Origin of the sequence: Pseudonocardia sp. CA-142604 (assembly GCF_050948475.1) — a bacterium.
Taxonomy (GTDB): Bacteria; Actinomycetota; Actinomycetes; order Mycobacteriales; family Pseudonocardiaceae; genus Pseudonocardia; species Pseudonocardia alaniniphila.
The window spans coordinates 5,986,789-6,006,191 of the sequence record NZ_CP192045.1; the positions used below are offsets into that span (position 1 = coordinate 5,986,789).

Consider the following 19,403-nt stretch of genomic DNA (forward strand, 5'->3'; position numbering starts at 1 on the left):
CGTGCGCGGCCAAGCCTCAGTCCCCGTCGCGCTGCGATCGGAGGTAGGTCAGTACGGCGAGCACCCGCCTGTGGTGCTCGGCGGTGTCGGCATGGAGGTTGAGCTTCCCGAAGATGTTGGCGATGTGCTTCTCGACGGCCTTGGGCGTCACGAACAGCTGCGCGGCGATACCGGTGTTGGACCGGCCCTCCGCCATGAGGCGCAGCACGTCGAGCTCGCGCTCGGACAGGGAGGCGATGGCCCCCTTCTTGTCGCCGCGGGGCCGCTCCACCAGCCGCTTGGCCAGCACCGGCTCGATGACGATCTCGCCGGCCTCGATGCGGCTGAGCGTGTCGGTGAGGACGTCGACGCTGCCCACCTTCTCCTTGAGCCGGTAGCCGATGGAGTCGGTGCCGATCTGCAGGATGCGCATCAGGTAGTGCGACTCGGCGTAGTGGGACAGGAACAGCAGGCCCATATCGGGATGCAGGCCGCGCAGCCGCTCCGCCGTCACCAGCCCGCCGTCCGGTTCGGGCGGCATCCTGATGTCCAGGATCGCGACGTCGGCGCGCTCGGTCGAGAGCAGCTCGACCAGTGAGTCACCGTCGGCCGTGCTGCCGACGACCTCGTGCCCCGCCGCCTGGAGGAGCATCAGCAGCCCCTCGCGGAACAGGGCACCGTCCTCGGCCAGCGCTACTCGCATGGAATCCTCGCTGTGATCGTGCCGGGGCCAGGCCCTCCGGCGACATCGATGGTGCCGCCGAGCCGCCGCACCTGGTCCAGCATCGCTCCGGCGTGCGCCACGTTCACTCCTCTGAGTTCCACGGACAGCACCCAACCGTCAGATTCGTCACCCACGCGGCGCACCGCGACCTCGACGGGCTCCTCGCCGGGTTCGCCGCCGGCAGCCCTCTCGGCGGCTGAGGCGGCATCCATCGCGGCCAAGCACTCGACCACGGAGAAGTAGGCGGCGCCCTCTGCCGCCGGATCGAACCGGTCGGCGGAGGCGTCGACCTGCACCGGGATGTCCACGCGGTCGGCCGCCTCGCGCAGGGCCGGGCCGAGTCCGGCCTCGTCGAGCAGGGACGGATAGATCTTGCCTGCCACATCACGCAGCTCCTGGAGCACGGCGTGCAGCTCGTCCTGGAGGCTGTCGATGGACGCGTGCAGGTCGGGTTCCGCGTCGGGCACGCGGTGCCGGAAGAGGCCGAGCTGGAGCGCGAGCGCGGAGATCCGCAACGCGGCACCGTCGTGCAGCTGCCGTTCGAGGCGGCGGCGACGCATCCACTGCTCGCGCTCGGCGCGGCGGCGGGCGTCCGGGGCAGGAGTGGGGAGCCTGGTGGCAGGGTCGGCGGTCGGCGGGTCGGCCGGGGGAGGTGTGGCTGATGACGGTGCGTCGGGCGGGCCCTGCTCGTGAGGTGTGCGGGGAGCGTCGCCGGCGCACTGCGCTGGCTCGAGCATCATCCTCGTATGGTCCGGCGTGCGAGGTCACGCGGGAATGGGGTGCACCCCACCCCGGGTAGGGCTCTCCCCACCCTTGGTGTCTCCCGACGGTCAGAGGTGTAACGCTTCGCGACCGGAGGGCGAGCGAATCCAGGACCGACCCTGACCAGCGCTATCGCGGGTATCCGAGACGAGGTACGGTGCCGGCTCCCAGGAGGCCGCGTGGGATATCACCTCGGAGTGGACCTCGGCACGACATTCGTCGCTGCCGCGATCGCGAACGGGTCCAATGTCGAGATGTTCACCCTCGGGGACCGCACCGTGGTGACCCCGGCCGTGGTGTACCTGCGCGAGGACGGCGCCCTCGTCTCCGGTGACGCCGCAGCCCGCCGCGCCGTCAGCAGCCCGGACCGGATCGGCCGCGAGTTCAAACGCCGTCTCGGTGACCCCACGCCCGTGGTGCTCGGGGGCTCCGCCTATCCCGTCACCACTCTGCTCGGCACGTTGCTGCACGACGTGGTGACCAGGGTGACCGAGACCGAGGGCACGAAGCCCGAGAGCATCGTCCTCACCCACCCGGCCAACTGGGGACCGTTCCGCCGCGAGCTGTTCGACGAGGTACCGCAGGTCGCGGGGCTCACAGCGCCACGCACGGTGACCGAGCCCGAGGCCGCCGCTGCCCACTACGCGGCGTCGCGCCACCTCACCGACGGCGAGATCATCGCCGTCTACGACCTCGGCGGGGGCACGTTCGACGCCACCATTCTTCAGAAGCGCTCCGCCGGCATCGAGATCCTCGGCATCCCCGAAGGGATCGAACGCCTGGGTGGCGTCGACTTCGACGAGGCGATCCTCTCCTACGTCAACTACTCGTCGAGCGGAGCGCTGTCCGAGCTGGACATGGGCGACCCGCAGACCTCCGTGGCGCTGGCCCGGCTGCGTCAGGACTGCGTGCTCGCCAAGGAGGCGCTCTCGATCGACACCGAGACGACCATCCCGGTGTTCCTGCCCCACCGCCACTTCGACGTGCGGGTCACCCGGGCCGACTTCGAGGACATGATCCGCGCCCCCATCGAGTCGACGATCGGCACGCTGATCCGGACGCTGCGCTCCGCGCAGGTCGACGCGAACACGTTGTCCGCGGTGCTGCTGGTCGGCGGCTCGTCCCGGATCCCGCTGGTGTCCCGGATGATCTCCGAGGAGCTGGGCCGCCCCACCGTGGTGGACGCCCACCCCAAGTACGCCGTCGCGCTCGGCGCCGCCACCCTCGCCAGGGCGGGAGCGATCCCGGCTGCAGGCGGCGCCCCACCGGCGGCGACGATTCCCGTCCCGCGCGGCGGGCGCAGCGACGACACGTCCGCAGGCGCCGCCGTCGCCGTGGACGCCGAGCGCGGACCCGCGGGCGCAGCGACCGCCGCGGACGTCCCGGCCCAGCGCACAGGGCCCCCACCACAGATCCCGGCACAACGGCAGACGCCTGCAGGCCCGGGCGGACCGCCGTCAGGAGGATCCGGCCCGCCCGGTCCTGGCGGCCCGGGCGGCGGGGGTCCGGAGGAACCGGCCGGGCCGCCGCCCCCACCGTCGTCCCGGCCTGCCCCGGGCATCGGTCGCCGGCCCCTCGCCCTGGCGGCTGCGGCGGTCATTGTGGCCGCGTTGATCGCAGGCCTCGTCTACTTCCTTACCAACCAGTTCGGCGCGGCTCCGACCACTGCGTCCCCCTCGCCCCCCGCCGCGCAGGCGCCTCCGGCCGCCGCGCCGCCCGCGGGCCGGCCCGCCGTCGCGGCCAGCCTGCCCATCCCGTCCATCGGGCCCACGGTCGCAGCCGGGCCCACCCCGGGGTTCGTCGTCGTCTCGCCGAACGGACGCCAGGCCTACATCGCGAACCGCAACGCAGGCGTCGTCACGGTCGTGGACACGGCGGTGAACACGGTGACGGCCACGATCCCCGTCGCCACCGGACCCCCGCAGTACCTGGCCTTCTCCCCCGACGGGCGCACGATCTACGTCAGCATCTGGAACGACGCCAGGACCATCGCCGCCGTCGGTGTGCTCGACACCACCACGAACTCGATCACCTCCACCATCCCGGTGCGTACCCGGCCCTTCCTCGCCGCCGTCACGCCCGACGGGAAGCAGCTCTACGTGCCCAACCACGACTCCGGCACCATCTCGGTGATCGACACCGCCACCAACGCCGTCACCAACGAGATCAAGGTGCCGCCCAACCCGCACTGGGTCGAGTTCTCCCCGGACGGCAAGCGCGCCTACACCGCCAACCACGAGTCGAACCTGGTGTCCGTGATCGACACGTCGAATTTCGCGATCCTCGCGGAGATACCCGTGCAGAAGAGCCCGCACAGCCTGGCGGTGCACCCCACCCGACCGCTGGTGGCGAACGTGAACTACGACTCGGCGTCCGTCACGATGATCGACACCAACACGAACAAGGTCATCTCCGCCATCGCGGTGGGGCGGAACCCGCAGGACATCGCCTGGGCACCTGACGGCCGCTTCGCGTACGCCGTCAACGTCACCGACAACACGGTCTCGGTGATCAGCCCCGACACGATGTCGGTGACCGCGACCATCCCGACGGGCAAGTCCCCGACGTCGGTTGCCCTGCTGCCGAACGGAACCATCGCCTACGTCTCGAACCTCGCAGACGGCACCCTGACCACCCTGCACACGGGCTGAGCCGGGCAGCGAACGGGATCTTCGCCGCAAGAGATGCGGCCGGCACCGCAGGCCGGATCGGGAGCCAGGTCACGCCGTGGCAGTCGAATGACCGATGCCGCATGCCACCCCCTCTCGGACACTCGGTACCGCGCGGCGTCGATGCCGCAGTCGGTCAGTACATGCCCCGCGCCGGCCTGGTTGCCAAGGGGGTTTTCCCTACGTGAACCGGCGGGTCGACCCAGCCGTATGTAGGGGAAACGGAATGTATCCCGGAGCTGCTGCGGCGCACCCTTCACCAGTCGCAAACACGACTCCGAGACGAAAGGAGAACGACGATGAACACCACGACCGCCGCCCTCACCCACCGCGACCGCGCCGTTCTCCGCGCCGTCGCAGCGGGGCGTTGCGAGATCTCCACCACGAGCAATGCGCTCGTTGTCGACGGTCTCCCTTTCAGCGACCAGTTCGCCGGACCCCGGCTCACCAAGGCCGGTCTCATCGCAGCGGCCACGGGCGCTGGGCCTGCCCGGCTCACCCCCTCGGGCCACGCCATCCTGGAAGCAGCGTGATCGCCATGACCACGTCCACCGTCCCCTCCCCCGTACTCACCCGACGCGATCGTTGCGACCGCTGCAGGGCGGCGGCCCACGTGAGGGCCATGCTGCGCACCGGCGGTGAGCTGCTGTTCTGCGCCCATCACGCCCGCGAGTACACGCCCCGGCTGCTCCAGATCGGCGCCGCACTCAGCTCCTGACCCGACTTCAGCTTCTCCTCCCGAGCCCGGTCGCCTCCCGCGACCGGGCTCGTTGCATGTCCGGGGCAGGCACGACGGCTGCACACGAAGGGTTCTCCCTACTCGACACAATGGGGGTTCGCTCCGGCAAACGTGGGGCTTTCTCGCTGTTTACGCCGATCCGTCGCCGTCATCGTTGTCGTGGGTTCGAAAACAGCGGAAGAAGAATCCGCGACCCACTGACGGAAGGATCTGGAAATGGACGAGGACTTCGAGGGCACCGAGTACTACGAGATCCACTACGAGGCGACCGCCTGGAAGGACGAGGAGGACGCGGACTTCGAGGACAGCGACTCGGACGAGGACTACGAGGACGAGGACGACGACTCGGACGACGACTACGACGCCTGACGTCCCCTCACCGCAACAACCAAGGAGTACCGATGACCGCCCCGCCGTCGAAGGACCACGCGACCTCGAGGCCGCAGGACGTCCTGGACACGGCGATCGGCACGGCCAAGGCCGGAGGCCGGCTCGACATCGTCGACCGGCTCTCCGAGGCCCGCGGCCTGCTACGCGGACCGTCGGTCGCGGTGCAGGTCGCCGGCGGCGCGCAGCAGGGCAGGGCCTCGATGGCCGCCGCTCTGCTGCGCGCCGGCTCCGCCCCTCCCCGCATCACCATCGCCGAGACGGGCGACGCAGGCCTTGCGGAGGCCGTCGACGTCGTCGTCTTCATCGCCGCAGCCGAGCAGGTGCTCTCCGCGACCGAGGTCGACCAGCTCAGCGCCCTGCGCCACCGCTCTCCCACCGTCGTGTTCGCCCTGACCGAGACCGACCGGCACCCCGACTGGCCGGACGTCCTCCAGGCCGACCTGGATCTACTGCGCTCGGCAGACGTCCCCGACACCCACTTCGCGGTGTCGGTCGACCAGCATGCCCGCGCCCTCTCCGCGGACGACCCCGCACTCGCCACGACGTCCGGGATTCCCGCCCTCGCCGAGTGGCTGCTCGACCTGGCCGAGCAGGCCGAGCTCGGCTCGGCGCGCGCCGTGGCCGAGCACGTGCTGGACGCGGTCGTCGAGATGGAGTCGACCTCCCCACCCCGTCCCCGCCGCCCCGCCCCCGCCGAGACCGCTCCCGGCTCAACCGGCCGGGGCCGCTGGGCACAGGTGCTCGGTGACGGTTTCGGGGCCGTCTCATCCGACGTCGACTTCGACCTGCGCTCCCGCGTGCGCACCGTGGTGGCCGAGGCCGAGCGTGCCATCGACGAGAGCGATCCGGCGCGCGACTGGGACGCCATGCACACGTGGCTGCGCGAGCGGCTCGACTACGAGGGCAGGCAGACACGCGCGCTGCTGGCGTCGCGCACGGCCGAGGTCGCCGCGGCTGTCGGCGCCGAGGTCGGCGGCCCTGCGCTGCAGCCCGTCGACCCCCCTGCGGTGCCCGACCTCTTCGGCAAGCTGCCGCCCCGTGAACCGCCTGCCGGTAAGGGCCGGCCCCTGGCCGCGCGAGGACGCAGCCTCGTGATGTCCGGATACGGCGGCCTCATGATGGCGCTGGTCCTGCCGCGCTTCGCCGGGATCCACCTCCCGATCGGGATCGTCGTGGGCGCCGCGCTGCTCGCGGCTCTGCTGATGGGTGGGGCGGCCATGAGCGGCGAGCGCAAGCGACAGCTCGACGCCCGCCGTTCCCGGGCAAAGTCGCTCGTCCGCAACTGCGCCGACGGCTTCCTCCTGGGCGCGACCAAGTACACCCGTGACGCGGTGCGCACCGCCCAGCAGCACCTGCGCGACGAGTCAGCGGCCCGCACGGCCGAGCTGAGGCGCGTGGCCTCACCGGAACCCGACCGGCCCCGCGCCACCAGCGAGCTCGCCACACTGCGCCGCCACGCACTGACCCTGCTGACCCGGTCCGCCTGACCCGCAGGGGCAGCCCCACATCGGCCCGGGGGAGCTCACCGGCAGCTGTGGGGAGCGCCCCATCGAGCAACCGGACTCCCGCTGACAACCTTGTGAACAGCGACAACACCAGCTGGACCGGAGGACCCCACCGCGATCCGGCTGTCGCTGCGGCCCCGCCGCCCATGTCTGCTGGGGTCCCGGACGAGCCGCTGGAGCCGGCCGGGGCTCCGGTTCCAACGTCCCGCCGCTCCCCACCACCGCCCTTCACGACGACGCCCCCGGCGCAGTGCGCCGGGGGCGTCGAGTTGCCGTGGTGCGCCTACTCACCCAGGAAGTCGAGGAACGCCGTGTTCAGCTCCTCCGGGTGGGTCCAGCCGATGTTGTGCGGCCCGTTCTCGACCTCGACCAGGCGGGAGCCCTTGATGAGCGCGGGAAGCCGCCTGCCCGTGGCGTCGATGGGCAGGATCCGGTCCTCGACGCCCTGCACGATCAGCGTGGGGACGTCGAACTTCGGCAGGTCGTCACGGAAGTCGGTGAGCCAGGCGTCGACGCACTGCAGCGTGCCGATCGCGGAGGCCCCCACGGCGGTGATGAAGCTGGTCTGCCACGCCTGCTCGCTGATCCGGGTGCCGCCCAGCTTGTCCACGTTGTAGAAATCGTCCAGGAACGCCTTCTGGTAGGCCGGACGGTCCTTGCGGATCGCGTCCTTGAAACCCTCGAAGACGCTGCCCGGCACGCCCTCGGGGTTGTCGCCGGTCTGGAGCAGGAACGGCGGGATCGGGCCGAAGAGCGCGGCCTTGGCCACGCGGTCCGTGCCGTACCTGCCGATGTACCTCGTGACCTCGCCGGTGCCCATCGAGAACCCGGTGAGCACGATGTCGCGCAGATCCAGGGTGTCGATCAGCGTCTTGAGGTCGGCCGCGAAGGTGTCGTAGTCATAGCCAACCGTGGGCTGGCTGGACTTGCCGAAGCCACGCCGGTCGTAGGTGATGACGCGGTATCCCGCATCCAGCAGGACCGGTGTCTGCTTCTCCCATGACGCGCCGTTGAGCGGGAACCCGTGGATCAGCACGACCGGCTGACCGGAGCCGTGATCCTCGTAATACACGTCGATCGGACCTGAGTTCTCCTGGCCGACGGTCACGTAGGGCATGAGGGTCCTCCTCTTTCGCTCCAATTCCGAACAGCCTCACGCTATACGGCCACCTGGGCTATCCGCGCTGGTCACAGCATTAACGGAGCAATAACGTCCGCCCGGGTGCAAGCCGGCACCCCCAGTCGAGGGAACCGTTCCGACCGCTTGTCCGTAATTTCCGGATCACGCTGCGTCAGCGGGCGCATTCAGGTCGGAAACGGACGTGCGCTCGGCCGCGGGAATGAAGATCCGGTGCAGCAGCCGCACCGCGTCATCGATCTGGCCAGAGGGCACCGAGACCGAGATGCGGCCGGGAGTCGAGGTGACCAGGCGCGGCATGATGCCGTCGGCCTCCAGCGCGGCGAGCGCGCGGACGGCGATGTCGGGCTTGCGGGCGATGCCGAGACTCACCACGGAGACCGAACCCAGTTCCTCGTCGACCTTGGCAACCAAGCCCACGGCCTCGAGCGCCGCGGTGACCTCGTGGGCGTCCGCGCCCGGTGCGGAGAAGCGGACCCCGGCGTCGGTCGGCACGATCGCGCCCACGGTGACAGCTCTCTCGGCGAGGGCGGCCACGACCGGTCCCGCACCCGCGCCGTCGACGGCGTAGAGGCTCTCCTGCCGCCGGTGCGCGATGCCCGCGACCTCGGCCCCGTCCTCGAAGCCTGCCCCCTCGCGCCGGATCCAGGTGCCCTGCTCGGTGCTGAAGCTCGACCGCAGGTGGATGTCGACGCCGTGCGCCAGACCCAGCTCCACCGAGCGCGGCTGCAGCACCGCCGCGCCCGCCTCGGCCATCTCGAGCATCTCCTCGTGCCGGATGGAGGACAGCCTGCGCGCGTCGGGGACCACGCGCGGGTCCGCCGTGAACACCGCGGGGACGTCGGTGAAGATCTCGCACTCGCCGACGCCCAGCGCAGCCGCGACAGCGACCGCGGACGCGTCCGAACCGCCCCGGCCCAGCGTCGTCACGTCCCCGTCAGGGCCGAGCCCCTGGAAGCCTGTGACCAGCACGATCGACCCGCCGGCCAGCGCGTCGCGGATGCGCTGCGGGTTGATGCCGACCAGCCGTGCGTTGCCGTGCCTGTCATCGGTGCTGATTCCCGCCTGCGGGCCGGTGAGCGACACCGCGTGGGAGCCGAGCTCGGCAACCGCCATCGACGCCAGCGCGCAGGAGATCGCCTCGCCGACGGACAGCAGCGCGTCCAGCTCACGCACCGGTGGGCGCGACGACATCGCGTACGCCTCGTCGACGAGATGGTCGGTGGACTTCCCCATCGCCGACAGGACCGCGACGACGCCGCGTCCGGACTGCTGCGCGGCGACCATGCGCTCGGCGACCGCGCGTAGTCGGTCGTGATCGGCGACGGATGTGCCGCCGAACTTCCAGATCAACGGTGCCGCCTGCGCGGCGGTCGCCCGCCGGCCCCCTTCGACGGCCACCTCGATGCTGGTGCGCGTGCTCATTTCAGGCCTCTCCCCTGATCATGCTGTGCCCCTGCCCTCGTGCGGGAACACCTGGTGCTGTGCGAGGACGAGCCTCCGATGGACGACAACGTCCGATTGATCGTGTGATCCACCGTCCGCCGGGAGTGATCCGCAGCACGGCGCCGCAGATGTCCCTCCACCTGCGCGGTGAAGGAATCGTGATGATTCAGAGCACACAGCGATCACCGTTCACCTCGTCTCCGGGCAGGCGCGTCACCCGAATCCGACCGCGGTCATCCGGAAGGCGCTTTCGTCACCTCAGGGCCTTCCCACGAACCGCGGGTTACGGCCCCTCTTTACAGATGACACGACGCCGACGGCAGAACGGTTCACGGAAATATGAATCAGTTACCACGGTGACGGGTTCGTGCGAGTTTTGCGAGGATTGCGGGCAGTCCACGGTTCTGTCGCCGCTTCTGCTCGTGCACGGCATCGAGCACGATCAGGCCGCCGGTCAGCGCCGGGACCATCCACTGGCAGACCGCCATCTGGCGCTGCGTCGACGCGACGTCGGGTGGGGTGTCCGGGTTGGGATCGGTGGCGCCGTCGACCGGCACGCCCTCCGCCTGGCCGAGCTTCCTGCCCAGCACTCCGCTGTAGGCGGTCACCCCGAGCGCGACACCGGTGAGCGCCACCTTGGCCACGGCGGTGGCACCCGTGCGCTCCTTGCCGAGCACGCGGTCCTTGTCCGCCAGCAGGAGCCCGGTGGCGCCGGCGAGGTAGGCGACGATCGCCGCGACGTTGACCGGGGCCCAGCGCGCCCACCCCGCGCAGGCGACGCGCAAGCGCTGCCGCTCGTCGGGCAGGTCACCGGCCGCCCCGTTGACCGCGACAACACCGGCCAGCGATCCGCCGAACCAGGACGCGAGCCCGATGTCGTGCAGGCTGCGGAGTGCGATGTCGCGCTCGGACATGTCAGGTTGCCCCTTCCGTGTGGCACCGGCAGTCGGTGCCACCGATTCGGACATACCCGACAGATATCGACGATGCGAACCGTTCGCGCGGAGGATGCCCGATCGGGGCGCCGATTCACTCCTGACAACCGCGGGCGGCGACGGTGGGTCTCAGCTCCTCGCCACGCGGTGGCCGACGACCGCAACGGCTCCGACGATCACTGCCGCCAGCAGCAGCGCTGATGTGATGTGCCACTTCAGCAGCCCCGCACCGGCGGCAGCACCCAGGAGGAGCAGCCCGATCACGGCCGCCCTGCGGTACCAGAGCCCGGCGTTGCCGCCCGGCCAGCTGTCCGCGGCCAGCGCCGTGAGCGTGGAGGTCAGCACCACCGTGGTGACGTCCTGCACCGCGAGGAACCGGGCCGTGGCCGCCTGAATCCCCATGGCGACGGCCAGTCCCGACGTGATGGCCGATCCGGCGGGGTCGGCGGGGTGCACCCCGAACCGGAGCAGCACCAGCGACAGCACCAGCACGGCGGCGGAGTCGATCCCGAGCAGCACGGTCGTGCGCGTCGACCACCCCGGAGCCGCCCTGCGGAGTACCCGCCCGGCCACCAGCGCTCCGACGACGAACCCGACCAGAGCCAGTGCAAGCCTGGCGACCGGCAGGTTCTCGCCGCCCAGCAGCGCCATCCCGAGCATCACGACGTTGCCCGTCATGTTGGCGCTGAACACCCGATCCAGGCCGAGGTAGCCGACCGCGTCGATCACACCGGTGGAGAACGTGAGCGCCAGCATCAGCACCAGGTGAACGCGCTGATGGTCGCGCCCGCGGGCGACGCGGGGCTCGGAAGGGACCGTGCAGTCCAACGTCGTGCTCATCGTGCGTGGGGCATCCGTTCTCGTGCAGGCTTCCGCTCCGCGACAAGGCGGCGGTGCCGTGCGAGGTCGGACGCGCGGTGTGGGCGACTGACGTTCGGCTGGTCGCGGGGGCTGCTTCCCGGCCCGGACCAGCCCGTCCTCTGCGACGGTGAGGCCGTTTCGGCCGATCGAGACCTTACCGAGGCACGAGCGTCGGGCGCTGCCGGATGTGACCCGTGACCGGAGAGCCGGCGGTCACAGAGCCGGCCGTCGCGGGTTCAGCGGGAGAAGTGCGTGTCCGGCCGCGGCAGGCGCTCGCCGTCGACGATCACGTCGAGCTTCTCGTTGTAGAACGCGACCATGCCGGCGATCGGCAGGAGCTGACGCGTCGGGAAGTCGTAGGCCCATGCCAGGTCCGTATGCAGCTCGTCACCCACCCGCACCGACCAGTACGCGCTGGTGCGGCCCTTGTACGGGCAGGCAGTGACCGTGTCGGTCGGCTCGAGATGCTCGAAGTTCACCGCGGTGCGGTCGAGGTAGTAGCGGGTGGGCAGGCCGGTCTCGAACACCATCACCGGCGAGGCCGACTCCGCCAGCACCACACCGTCGAGCTCGATCCGGACCGGACGGCTGGAGCGCAGCGCGTCCACCCTTGTGTAGGGGTTGCGGGGGTGGACGAAGACCTCCTCGTCCTCCTCGAACCACGCGTCGAGCGCGGCCCAGTCGAAGCGCACCGTGCCGGCCAGCCCGTTCTCGGCCTCCCCGGTGAACACCCGTGCCGAGCGCGGCCGCTCGACGTCGCCGACACGCAGCCCGTGGCGCTGCGCCGTCCCGTGTTTCAGGTGCTGGACGTGCTGCTCGTCGACCAGTACGTCGGGATCCACGTCGGAGCGGGGGATGTAGTACTGCGGGTAGTACGGCCACTCCCACACGTACTGCGCTCGCACGGTGTCGAACACGACCTGGCCGCCCAGCACGCCGCGCACCCTCCGAGGCGCGGGCTCGACGCCGCCGGGCGGGATGGTCGACTCGGGGTAGTCACGATCGGTGTTGTGCTCGGTCACGTTCTCCTCCTAGCGGACGGCGGCACCATCACTCTCCCCCGTTCCGCGTGGCGCGCGACATCTGTCGCCAGATCCAGCTCTCCGGCACGTGCTGCCCGGTGACCACGTACTCCCGGACCGCGTCGACCCACAGCGTCGTGTCGAGCGAACGGCGGGCGGAGGGGCGCCCGGCAACCAGCAGCTCGTCGTCCGGCGCGAGCACCACGTCGTCGTCCGGCATCAGCAGGCACTCACCGGGCCGAAGAATCATCAGGACCACCGCCTCCAGTCGCTCCTCCCGCACGTCGGGATCGCGCAGGAGCTCGCCGAGCCGGGCATCGCCCGCCGCCAGCCAGCCGCCCAGCGCCGGCGCGTCGGTCCGGTTGAGCCGGAACTTCCACAGGGTTCCCAGGTGCCGGCCGCAGACCTCGGTCAGGCGGTCGACGACATCGGCTGCCCAGCTGTTCCCACGCCCGGGCACCTCCTGCAGGAAGCGCCACAGCAACGGCGTGCTCAGCTGGGCGTACACCTCATGGGCCACCACCTCGGCCGGGACGAGGAGCGAGTCGACGTCCATCACGGCGAACAGCGGGCCGCTGGACGGGCGGTTCTGCCGCGCCGTCACGAACAACGACGGGTTGGCCCGCCGGGCGGCGGCGATGAGCGACAGGTTGGTGGTGTCGTTGTCCGTGGCCGCGACGAACCCGACCGCGTCTGCCACGCCGGCCTGCTCCAGCACGGTGGGCTCGTACCCGCGGCCTGCCACGACGGTGGTGACCTCCTCCACCGGTGACGGCTCGACGGCGGGGTCGACCACCGTGCACTCCAGGCCCTCGGCGTGCAGGTCCTCGATGAGCTCGCGCCCGAGCCGGCCGTAGCCGCACACCACCCACCGCCCGCGGCGAGGCGGGGAGCTCCGTGGCGGCAGCTCGGCACCCGGGCCGCTCTCGAGCCACATCATCAGCTGGAAACTGGCGGGTGCGCGCAGTGCGATCCGCAGGTGGTCTCCGAAGCGGTCGAAGGGATTGACGACCGTCGGGGTGCCGAAGGCGTGCATGCGCTCGGCGATCGCGGGTGAGACCGTGCGCGCGATCACCGGCAGCTCGGGGCGAAGCAGCGCCGCCGTCATGGTGACGGCCAGATTCGCCTCGTCGTCGCTCGTGAGCGCGAGTACCGCCTCGCAGTGCGGGTTCCCGATGCCGGCCACCCCGAGATGGCTCGGGTCGCGGGCGTCGGCCACGAGCCCAGGCACGTCGGTGTGGTACGAGGCGAGGTCGAGCGCGTCGATGCGCTCGCTCTCGACGTCGATCACCACGAATCGCCTCCCCATGTCGTCGAAGGCACGCGAGAGCAGCTCACCGGTGCGTCCGTAGCCGACGATCAGCAGGAACGGCTCGCGCAGCCGCGACACCTTGCGGGTGAAGTGCTGCAGGGCGAGCGCCTGGCGGAACCCGCGGTCCTGCAGCAGCGCGAGCAGGGAACCGATCGCGTAGGCCCAGCCGATGACGGTCAGGTAGATCGTGACGGTCACCCACAGCCGTTGTGCGGCGGTGAACGTGTAGGGCAGCTCCCCGTAGCCGATCGTCGAGGCCGTGTAGCTCATGAAGTAGAACGCGTCGAAGAACCCCATCCGGTAGGGCAGCCCCTGCGGCGTCCGTCCTGGGATGAGGGTGAGGCCGAGCACGCTCACCGCGAAGATCGTGATCAGGACGATCAGCGGGGCGCGCATCCGGCGCAGGATCAGGAAGATCGTGGCCTCGGCCTGCACTGCCGATGCCTGCGGGACGGGCCTGCGCAACCGGCCCGTCGCCCGTTCCTCCTGCCCGAAGAGGCGCCACCAGAACGAGAGCAGCGGGTTGCCCATCTCGACCCCCTTACATCCCGGGCGATGGCGGGATCACCGGTAGCTCTCCGGCCTACCCGGTGTGACCTGCACGAACGGTACGGACCGTGGAAGACGCCTGCCAGCCGTTCCCCCGGTGGAGCGCCGCCGGGACCTGGCTGGGGCCGAACCAGGCAGCCAGTGCCGCACGCAGGGACGAGACGTCGACCGGCTCGCCTGCGGGCGCTGCCCAGGCGACATATCCGTCAGGCCGGATCAGCAGGGCGGCCGGGGCGGGCACAGAGCCGGTCACCGGCACGGCCCAGTGCTCGGCCGGGCACATCGCCTCGACGCGGTCGACCCGGTCGGTCCAATCGTGAACGACGCCTGCCAGGTCGGCGACGCCGCCGCTGAGGTCGAGCAGCACCGGCCGGCCCGCGTGCAGCAGGTCGACCACCCGCGTGTCGCCGTCGGTCGTGGTGATGTCGACGTCGGGTACGCGGCGGCCGAGCAAGGGATGCCCCTCCCCCATCGGGTACCGGACGTCCAGCGCGGTGATCATGTATCCGAGGTACCGATTCACCTCGTCGACCTCGATCAGGTTCCCGAAGACCTCGCGCAGCGCGTCCGTCTGCGCGCCGGGACGGCCCAGTGCCGCCTGCGCCCGCGTGTTCTGCAGGACCCGGGCGGCCACCGGGTGCCGCTCGGCGTGGTAGCTGTCGAGGATCTGCTCAGGCACGCGGCCTCGCACCACCGAGGCGAGCTTCCAGCCGAGGTTCACCGCATCCTGCACGCCGAGGTTCAGCCCTTGCCCGCCTGCCGGGAAGTGGATGTGCGCCGCGTCGCCCGCGAGCAGCACCCGGCCCGATCGGTAGCGCTCCGCCTGACGGGCCGCGTCGCCGAAGCGTGAGAGCCAGCGCGGGCAGCGCATGCCGAAGTCGGTGCCGGCGACCCTGACCAGCGCCGTGCGCAGCCCGTCGAGGGTGACCGGCTCGTCGTGGTCCGCCACGTGGTCGTAGTCGTTGACCATGACCCGGTGCCAGCCCGGTTCGAAGGGCAGCACCGAGAAGTAGCCCTGCCGCCGGCGCTCCTGGAAGATCGGGCCGGCCGGTGGGTCGGTCAGCTCGACGTCACCGAGCAGCTCGGTCATCGTCGCCGGGGTGCCGGGGAAGTCGATGCCGGCGAGCTTGCGCACGGCGCTGCGCCCACCATCGCAGCCGACCAGGTAGGCGGCCCGCAGCCGATACGTGCTGTCCGGTCCGCGCACCTCGACGTCGACGCCGGCGTCGTCCTGCTGGATGCCGGTCACCTCGGCCGACCAGGTGACCAGCACGCCGAGTTCGGCGGCCCGCTCCTCGAGCAGTCGCTCGACGGTGGCCTGCATGACGTTGAGCAGGAAGGGATACCTGCTCTCGACGCGGCTGACGTCGAGCCGCAGCGCGGCGAAGTGGCCCGCCTGCATCCGGCGGCCGGCGTCCAGGAACCGGTCCAGGATGCCCCGCTGGTCCAGCACCTCCATGGTGCGGGCGTGGATGCCACCCGCCCGTGACTCGCCGGTCCGCCCACCGAGCCGGTCCAGCACCACCACGTCCACGCCTGCGAGCCGCAGCTCGCAGGCGAGCATCAGCCCCGTCGGGCCACCACCCACGACAACCACGTCCGTGCCGGTCATCGCCCGCCTCCTTAACAGCGTTAATTCATTAACGTTGTTAAGGGATACTCGAACGGTGTTAAGGTGTCAAGCGACTGAAGCCGGAGGATGCCCATGAAGATCAACCGCGAGAAGATCGCGCGCACGGCGCTGGGGCTGCTCAACGACGTCGGCCTCGACGGGCTCACCATGCGGCTGGTCGCGAAGGAGCTCGGCGTCCAGGCACCGGCGCTCTACTGGCACGTCAGGAACAAGCAGGAACTCCTCGACGCGATGGCCACCATCCTGTTCAGCGAGGCCACCGAACGGCTGGAGCTACCCGGGCGCGACGTCGGGTGGGCGCAGTGGCTCGGCGATCACGCCCGCGGTTTACGCCGGACGATGCTGCGCTACCGCGACGGCGCCCGCACACTCGCCGGCACCAACGTCACCGACCCGGTCATCTTCCGCACGATCGAACTGACGTTGCGGACGCTGCACGACGCGGGCTTCTCCTTGCGGGACGCCGCCCGGGCCGTCCCGGCCGTCCTGCACTACACGATCGGCTTCACCATCGAGGAACAGGCGCGGAGCGGCGAGGCGTACGACACGGACAACCCGTACGACCCCGAACAGGTCGCCGCCCGGTGCGACGCGGAACGCTTCCCGCTCACCACGCAGGCGCTGAAGGACCTCTTCGACCCGGACACCGACGCGGGCTTCGAAGACGGCCTGCAGATCATTCTCACGGGCATTCGCGTCACCCGCTTCGGGGCGTGACCGTCGGACGTCCCTACCGGCGGTGGTACGAGACGGTCTCGACGACGAGCAGCACCACCGACACGATGTTGGCGAACAGCGCGCCGCCCGAGAGCGACACGACACTCGCCGTCGCCGCAGGCGTCAACCCTTCGGTCGAGATGTTCGTGGCGTAGGTCCACGCGATCGCCGCGGCGATGAGTTGCAGATCCGCGACGAGGCTCGTGGCCAGGTGGACGGCACCGATCTGCGTGCGGTCGCCGAACTTCAGCACCGTCGCGATGAGACTGACGACGACGGCCGCGAACAGCTCGTAGACGTTGTGCAGGTCGGGATTCGAGATGTCACCGATGAAGAAACCGAAGTTCAGGGTGGCGGCCAGCAGCACGAAGAAGCCGAAGACCACCTTCTCGAGGTTCATCCGCAGCCCTCCCCGGTCGTCGCGGTCGCGGCCCGCGCCGCGGTCACGCTAACGCTGCTGATCCCGCCGCGACGTGCAGTGTGAGCATCATGTGCCCGATCGGGCGCATTCGGACCTGGAGGATGAATGGACGTCACCGACATCGCGGAGATCAACCGACGCACGATCGAGCAGTTCCGGGCGGGTGGTGAGATCACCGGTATGCACCGGGACCGTCTCCTGCTGCTCACCACGACGGGTCGCCGCACCGGGGAGCGGCGCACCACGCCGATGATGTTCCACACCGACGGCGACCGGCTGCTCCTCATCGCGTCCAACATGGGCGCGCCCCGCCACCCCGACTGGTACCGGAACCTCGAGGCCGACCCACACGTCACCGTGGAGGTCGGCGACGAGACCTACGACGCCACCGCCGTGGCTGCCACCGGCGAGGAGCGCGAGCGTCTCTGGAGCATCCTCACGGCGGCCTACCCCTTCTTCACCGACCACGAGGCCAAGACCGAACGGATCATCCCCGTCGTCGTGGTGACGCGGACGTGAGCAGCGGCAATGCGTGAGCGCGTCGCGCCGGCCATCACCTGGCCGGCGCGACGCGCTCGTCGTACCTCGTCCGGCGCCGCCCGTCCCTCAGTCCACGGGGTCAGCGCACGGGGTCACTGCCCGGACGGCCGGTCCAGCCAGGTGGTGGCCCACCACATGTCCCGGGAGATGAACCGGTCGATGCCCTTGACGTCCTTCTTCGTGATCGTGGACAGGTAGCTGCGGGTGAAGAAGGCGAGCGGAAGATCCTTGCCGACCTGCAGCTCGACCTGCTGGTAGTCCTTCGTCCGCTGGGCAGGGTCCGTGGTCTCCGCGGCATCGGTCAGCCACTGGTCGACCTGCGGGTTGGAGTACTTGCCGTAGTTGCCGTTGCCGGTGGTGGACAGGATCCGCGCCACGGCGGGGTCGGGGTAGTCGAACGGGCCGACCCAGCTCGTGAGCTGGAAGTCGTTGCTCTGCAGCACCGACGAGGAGAACTGCGCCAGGTCGTAGGTCTTCACGTCGACCTTGATGCCGATCGCCGCCATCTGGGCCTGGATGAACTCGGCGAAGGCCTGTCGGGCGGTCGTGGTCTTGAACGTGAAGTCGGGGTTGCCGCCGGCGGCGCGGTAGGCGTCGACGAGCTGCTTGGCCTTCGCCTGGTCGAACGTCGGCCACTCATCGGAGGCGGCCTGCGTGTGGAAGGGGCTGTCCTCGATGAACAGGCTCTTCGCCGGGACCATCTGGTTGTTGTACTGGCTGGCCGAGAGCGCCTTGAGGTCGATCGCCCGGATGATCGCCTCGCGCATGTTCCGATCGTTGAACGGCGCCTTGGTCAGGTTGAAGTACATGTACTCACCCGCGCTGCCCGGCCCGTAGTAGACGTTGAGGTTCGGGTTGGCCAGGCCGCGCACGAGCTCCTGGTTGTACCCCCCGAAGATCATGTCGACGTCCCCGTTCTGCATCGAGGAGTACCTGGTCTCGGTGTCGGGGAGCGGCCGGAACTCGATGCCGTCCAGATAGGGCATGCCCGGCTGCCAGTAGTCGGGGTTGCGGGCCAGCTCCAGCTTGGAGTCGCGCGTCCAGCTGACGAAGGTGAACGGACCGGCGCCGACCGGGTGGCTCGCGATCTGGTCGCCGTACTTCTTCAGGGCGGCGGGCGAGATGATCATGCCCAGCGTGCCGCCGAAGAACGCACCCCCGAAGTTGAGCGCGAAGTCGCCCATCGGCTGCTTGAGCTTGAAGACCACGGTCAGCGGATCGGGAGCGGTCATCGACTCGATCAGCGACGCCGCCGCGTGGGCGGGTGAGCTCACCTTGTCGATGTGCCGCTGGGTGTTGATGATCACCGCTTGCGCGTCGAAAGGCGTGCCGTCGGAGAACTTCACGTCAGGGCGCAGGCCCATCGTCCAGGTCAGGCCGTTGTCCGAGGTGTCCATGGACTTGGCCAGGTACGGCTCCACGGTGCCGTCGGGCTTGGCCTTGAGCAGCGAGTCGTAGACCGCTGCGGCAGCCGCGTTCTGGTTCTGGATCGTGGGGTCGAACCCGATGATCTCCCGGTCCTCGCCGACCAGCAGCGTGCCGCCCCTCTTCGGCGTGCCCTCCGCGGCGAAGTTTCCACCATATGGGTTGATCGGCTGGATCGTGGCGCCTGGGGCGCCCTGCTTGACCTCGCCGCATGCTGCCCCCAGCAGGGCAACGGAGAGTGCCACGGCCATCGCCGCGACCACCCGCGAAGAACGTGCTCGCAACCGCATCTGCCTCGTCGACTCCTCATCGAGTTTCGCCGCCACCGGTCGCCGGAGGACACACCGCGACAGCGCGCTCTCCGGGAGGGGGGCGCGGCTCTGCAGGCCGGTCACCGGGGCCGCCGAGAGCATATGACCGTCCGGATCAAAGTGGCAACCAAATTGTCAACAATTTTGGCGACAAACCGGACGTGTCCGGCGCACGGGGCGACATGGACACATGTCGCTGTTCGGAGAGGACAGATTCCGCGTCACGTGACCATGTCGCAGCGGGGGCGGTGCGCGCTTGCGGACCCGCGCACGAATCCGTGACAGCGGTCATGGGTGTGTGCACCGACGCGGCGCGACGATCAAC

Annotated in this window: 18 protein-coding genes; 7 read left to right on the forward strand and 11 right to left on the reverse strand. The window is 70.1% G+C overall.

Going from position 1 to position 19,403, the window contains the following annotated elements:
* Nucleotides 1-16: 16 nt before the first annotated feature.
* Nucleotides 17-682 carry a response regulator transcription factor gene (locus ACQPZQ_RS27180; RefSeq protein ID WP_433285251.1) on the reverse strand — a complete coding sequence of 222 codons (666 nt, stop codon included), beginning with the start codon at nucleotides 680-682 and terminating at the stop codon, nucleotides 17-19.
* Nucleotides 673-1,443 carry a sensor histidine kinase gene (locus tag ACQPZQ_RS27185; RefSeq protein WP_433285252.1) on the reverse strand — a complete coding sequence of 257 codons (771 nt, stop codon included), beginning with the start codon at nucleotides 1,441-1,443 and terminating at the stop codon, nucleotides 673-675. The genes ACQPZQ_RS27180 and ACQPZQ_RS27185 overlap by 10 nt, the downstream gene beginning before the upstream one ends.
* Before the next feature lie 201 nt (nucleotides 1,444-1,644).
* On the opposite strand from ACQPZQ_RS27185, the gene ACQPZQ_RS27190 reads away from it, so the two are divergent.
* The 5 genes from ACQPZQ_RS27190 to ACQPZQ_RS27210 all read left to right on the forward strand — a co-directional run bounded on the left by ACQPZQ_RS27190 (nucleotide 1,645) and on the right by ACQPZQ_RS27210 (nucleotide 6,750).
* Nucleotides 1,645-4,116 (forward strand): Hsp70 family protein, encoded by a 2,472-nt coding sequence (locus tag ACQPZQ_RS27190; protein ID WP_433285254.1) that lies wholly within the window; start codon nucleotides 1,645-1,647, stop codon nucleotides 4,114-4,116.
* 317 nt (nucleotides 4,117-4,433) lie between these two features.
* Nucleotides 4,434-4,667, forward strand: a complete 234-nt coding sequence (locus ACQPZQ_RS27195) for a hypothetical protein (protein ID WP_433285255.1) — start codon at nucleotides 4,434-4,436, stop codon at nucleotides 4,665-4,667.
* A 5-nt stretch (nucleotides 4,668-4,672) separates the two neighbouring features.
* Entirely contained in the window at nucleotides 4,673-4,852 is a 180-nt protein-coding gene (locus tag ACQPZQ_RS27200) for a DUF7455 domain-containing protein (RefSeq protein ID WP_344729886.1), read from the forward strand.
* Between the two features lie 237 nt (nucleotides 4,853-5,089).
* Nucleotides 5,090-5,242: a hypothetical protein gene (locus tag ACQPZQ_RS27205; RefSeq protein WP_433285258.1), complete on the forward strand. Its 153-nt coding sequence runs from the start codon at nucleotides 5,090-5,092 to the stop codon at nucleotides 5,240-5,242.
* Nucleotides 5,243-5,274: 32 nt separating this feature from the next.
* Nucleotides 5,275-6,750 (forward strand): hypothetical protein, encoded by a 1,476-nt coding sequence (locus ACQPZQ_RS27210; RefSeq protein WP_433285259.1) that lies wholly within the window; start codon nucleotides 5,275-5,277, stop codon nucleotides 6,748-6,750.
* A 301-nt stretch (nucleotides 6,751-7,051) separates the two neighbouring features.
* Here ACQPZQ_RS27210 and ACQPZQ_RS27215 read toward each other — a convergent pair whose 3' ends face one another.
* From ACQPZQ_RS27215 to ACQPZQ_RS27245, 7 genes are all read right to left on the reverse strand, one after another.
* Nucleotides 7,052-7,885, reverse strand: a complete 834-nt coding sequence (locus tag ACQPZQ_RS27215) for an alpha/beta fold hydrolase (RefSeq protein WP_433285260.1) — start codon at nucleotides 7,883-7,885, stop codon at nucleotides 7,052-7,054.
* A 165-nt stretch (nucleotides 7,886-8,050) separates the two neighbouring features.
* Nucleotides 8,051-9,331 carry an aspartate kinase gene (locus ACQPZQ_RS27220; RefSeq protein WP_433285263.1) on the reverse strand — a complete coding sequence of 427 codons (1,281 nt, stop codon included), beginning with the start codon at nucleotides 9,329-9,331 and terminating at the stop codon, nucleotides 8,051-8,053.
* Nucleotides 9,332-9,696: 365 nt separating this feature from the next.
* Complete coding sequence (locus ACQPZQ_RS27225; protein WP_433285265.1) at nucleotides 9,697-10,266, reverse strand: hypothetical protein; 570 nt, start codon at nucleotides 10,264-10,266, stop codon at nucleotides 9,697-9,699.
* A 150-nt stretch (nucleotides 10,267-10,416) separates the two neighbouring features.
* Nucleotides 10,417-11,127: a YoaK family protein gene (locus tag ACQPZQ_RS27230; RefSeq protein WP_433285266.1), complete on the reverse strand. Its 711-nt coding sequence runs from the start codon at nucleotides 11,125-11,127 to the stop codon at nucleotides 10,417-10,419.
* Nucleotides 11,128-11,384: 257 nt separating this feature from the next.
* On the reverse strand, nucleotides 11,385-12,170 hold the full coding sequence (locus tag ACQPZQ_RS27235; protein WP_433285268.1) for a DUF427 domain-containing protein: 786 nt from the start codon (nucleotides 12,168-12,170) through the stop codon (nucleotides 11,385-11,387).
* A gap of 28 nt (nucleotides 12,171-12,198) precedes the next feature.
* Nucleotides 12,199-14,013 carry a potassium channel family protein gene (locus ACQPZQ_RS27240; protein WP_433285270.1) on the reverse strand — a complete coding sequence of 605 codons (1,815 nt, stop codon included), beginning with the start codon at nucleotides 14,011-14,013 and terminating at the stop codon, nucleotides 12,199-12,201.
* 52 nt (nucleotides 14,014-14,065) lie between these two features.
* Complete coding sequence (locus tag ACQPZQ_RS27245; protein ID WP_433285273.1) at nucleotides 14,066-15,643, reverse strand: FAD-dependent monooxygenase; 1,578 nt, start codon at nucleotides 15,641-15,643, stop codon at nucleotides 14,066-14,068.
* Nucleotides 15,644-15,736: 93 nt separating this feature from the next.
* Here ACQPZQ_RS27245 and ACQPZQ_RS27250 point away from each other — a divergent pair, with 93 nt between their 5' ends.
* Complete coding sequence (locus tag ACQPZQ_RS27250) at nucleotides 15,737-16,381, forward strand: TetR/AcrR family transcriptional regulator C-terminal domain-containing protein (protein WP_433285275.1); 645 nt, start codon at nucleotides 15,737-15,739, stop codon at nucleotides 16,379-16,381.
* A gap of 13 nt (nucleotides 16,382-16,394) precedes the next feature.
* On the opposite strand, the gene ACQPZQ_RS27255 is transcribed toward ACQPZQ_RS27250, so the two are convergent.
* Nucleotides 16,395-16,781 carry a DUF6394 family protein gene (locus tag ACQPZQ_RS27255; RefSeq protein ID WP_433285276.1) on the reverse strand — a complete coding sequence of 129 codons (387 nt, stop codon included), beginning with the start codon at nucleotides 16,779-16,781 and terminating at the stop codon, nucleotides 16,395-16,397.
* A gap of 126 nt (nucleotides 16,782-16,907) precedes the next feature.
* On the opposite strand from ACQPZQ_RS27255, the gene ACQPZQ_RS27260 reads away from it, so the two are divergent.
* On the forward strand, nucleotides 16,908-17,321 hold the full coding sequence (locus tag ACQPZQ_RS27260; RefSeq protein ID WP_433285277.1) for a nitroreductase family deazaflavin-dependent oxidoreductase: 414 nt from the start codon (nucleotides 16,908-16,910) through the stop codon (nucleotides 17,319-17,321).
* A 113-nt stretch (nucleotides 17,322-17,434) separates the two neighbouring features.
* Here ACQPZQ_RS27260 and ACQPZQ_RS27265 read toward each other — a convergent pair whose 3' ends face one another.
* Nucleotides 17,435-19,057, reverse strand: coding sequence for an ABC transporter substrate-binding protein (locus ACQPZQ_RS27265; protein WP_433285279.1), 1,623 nt, complete (start codon nucleotides 19,055-19,057; stop codon nucleotides 17,435-17,437).
* Nucleotides 19,058-19,403: the final 346 nt, after the last annotated feature.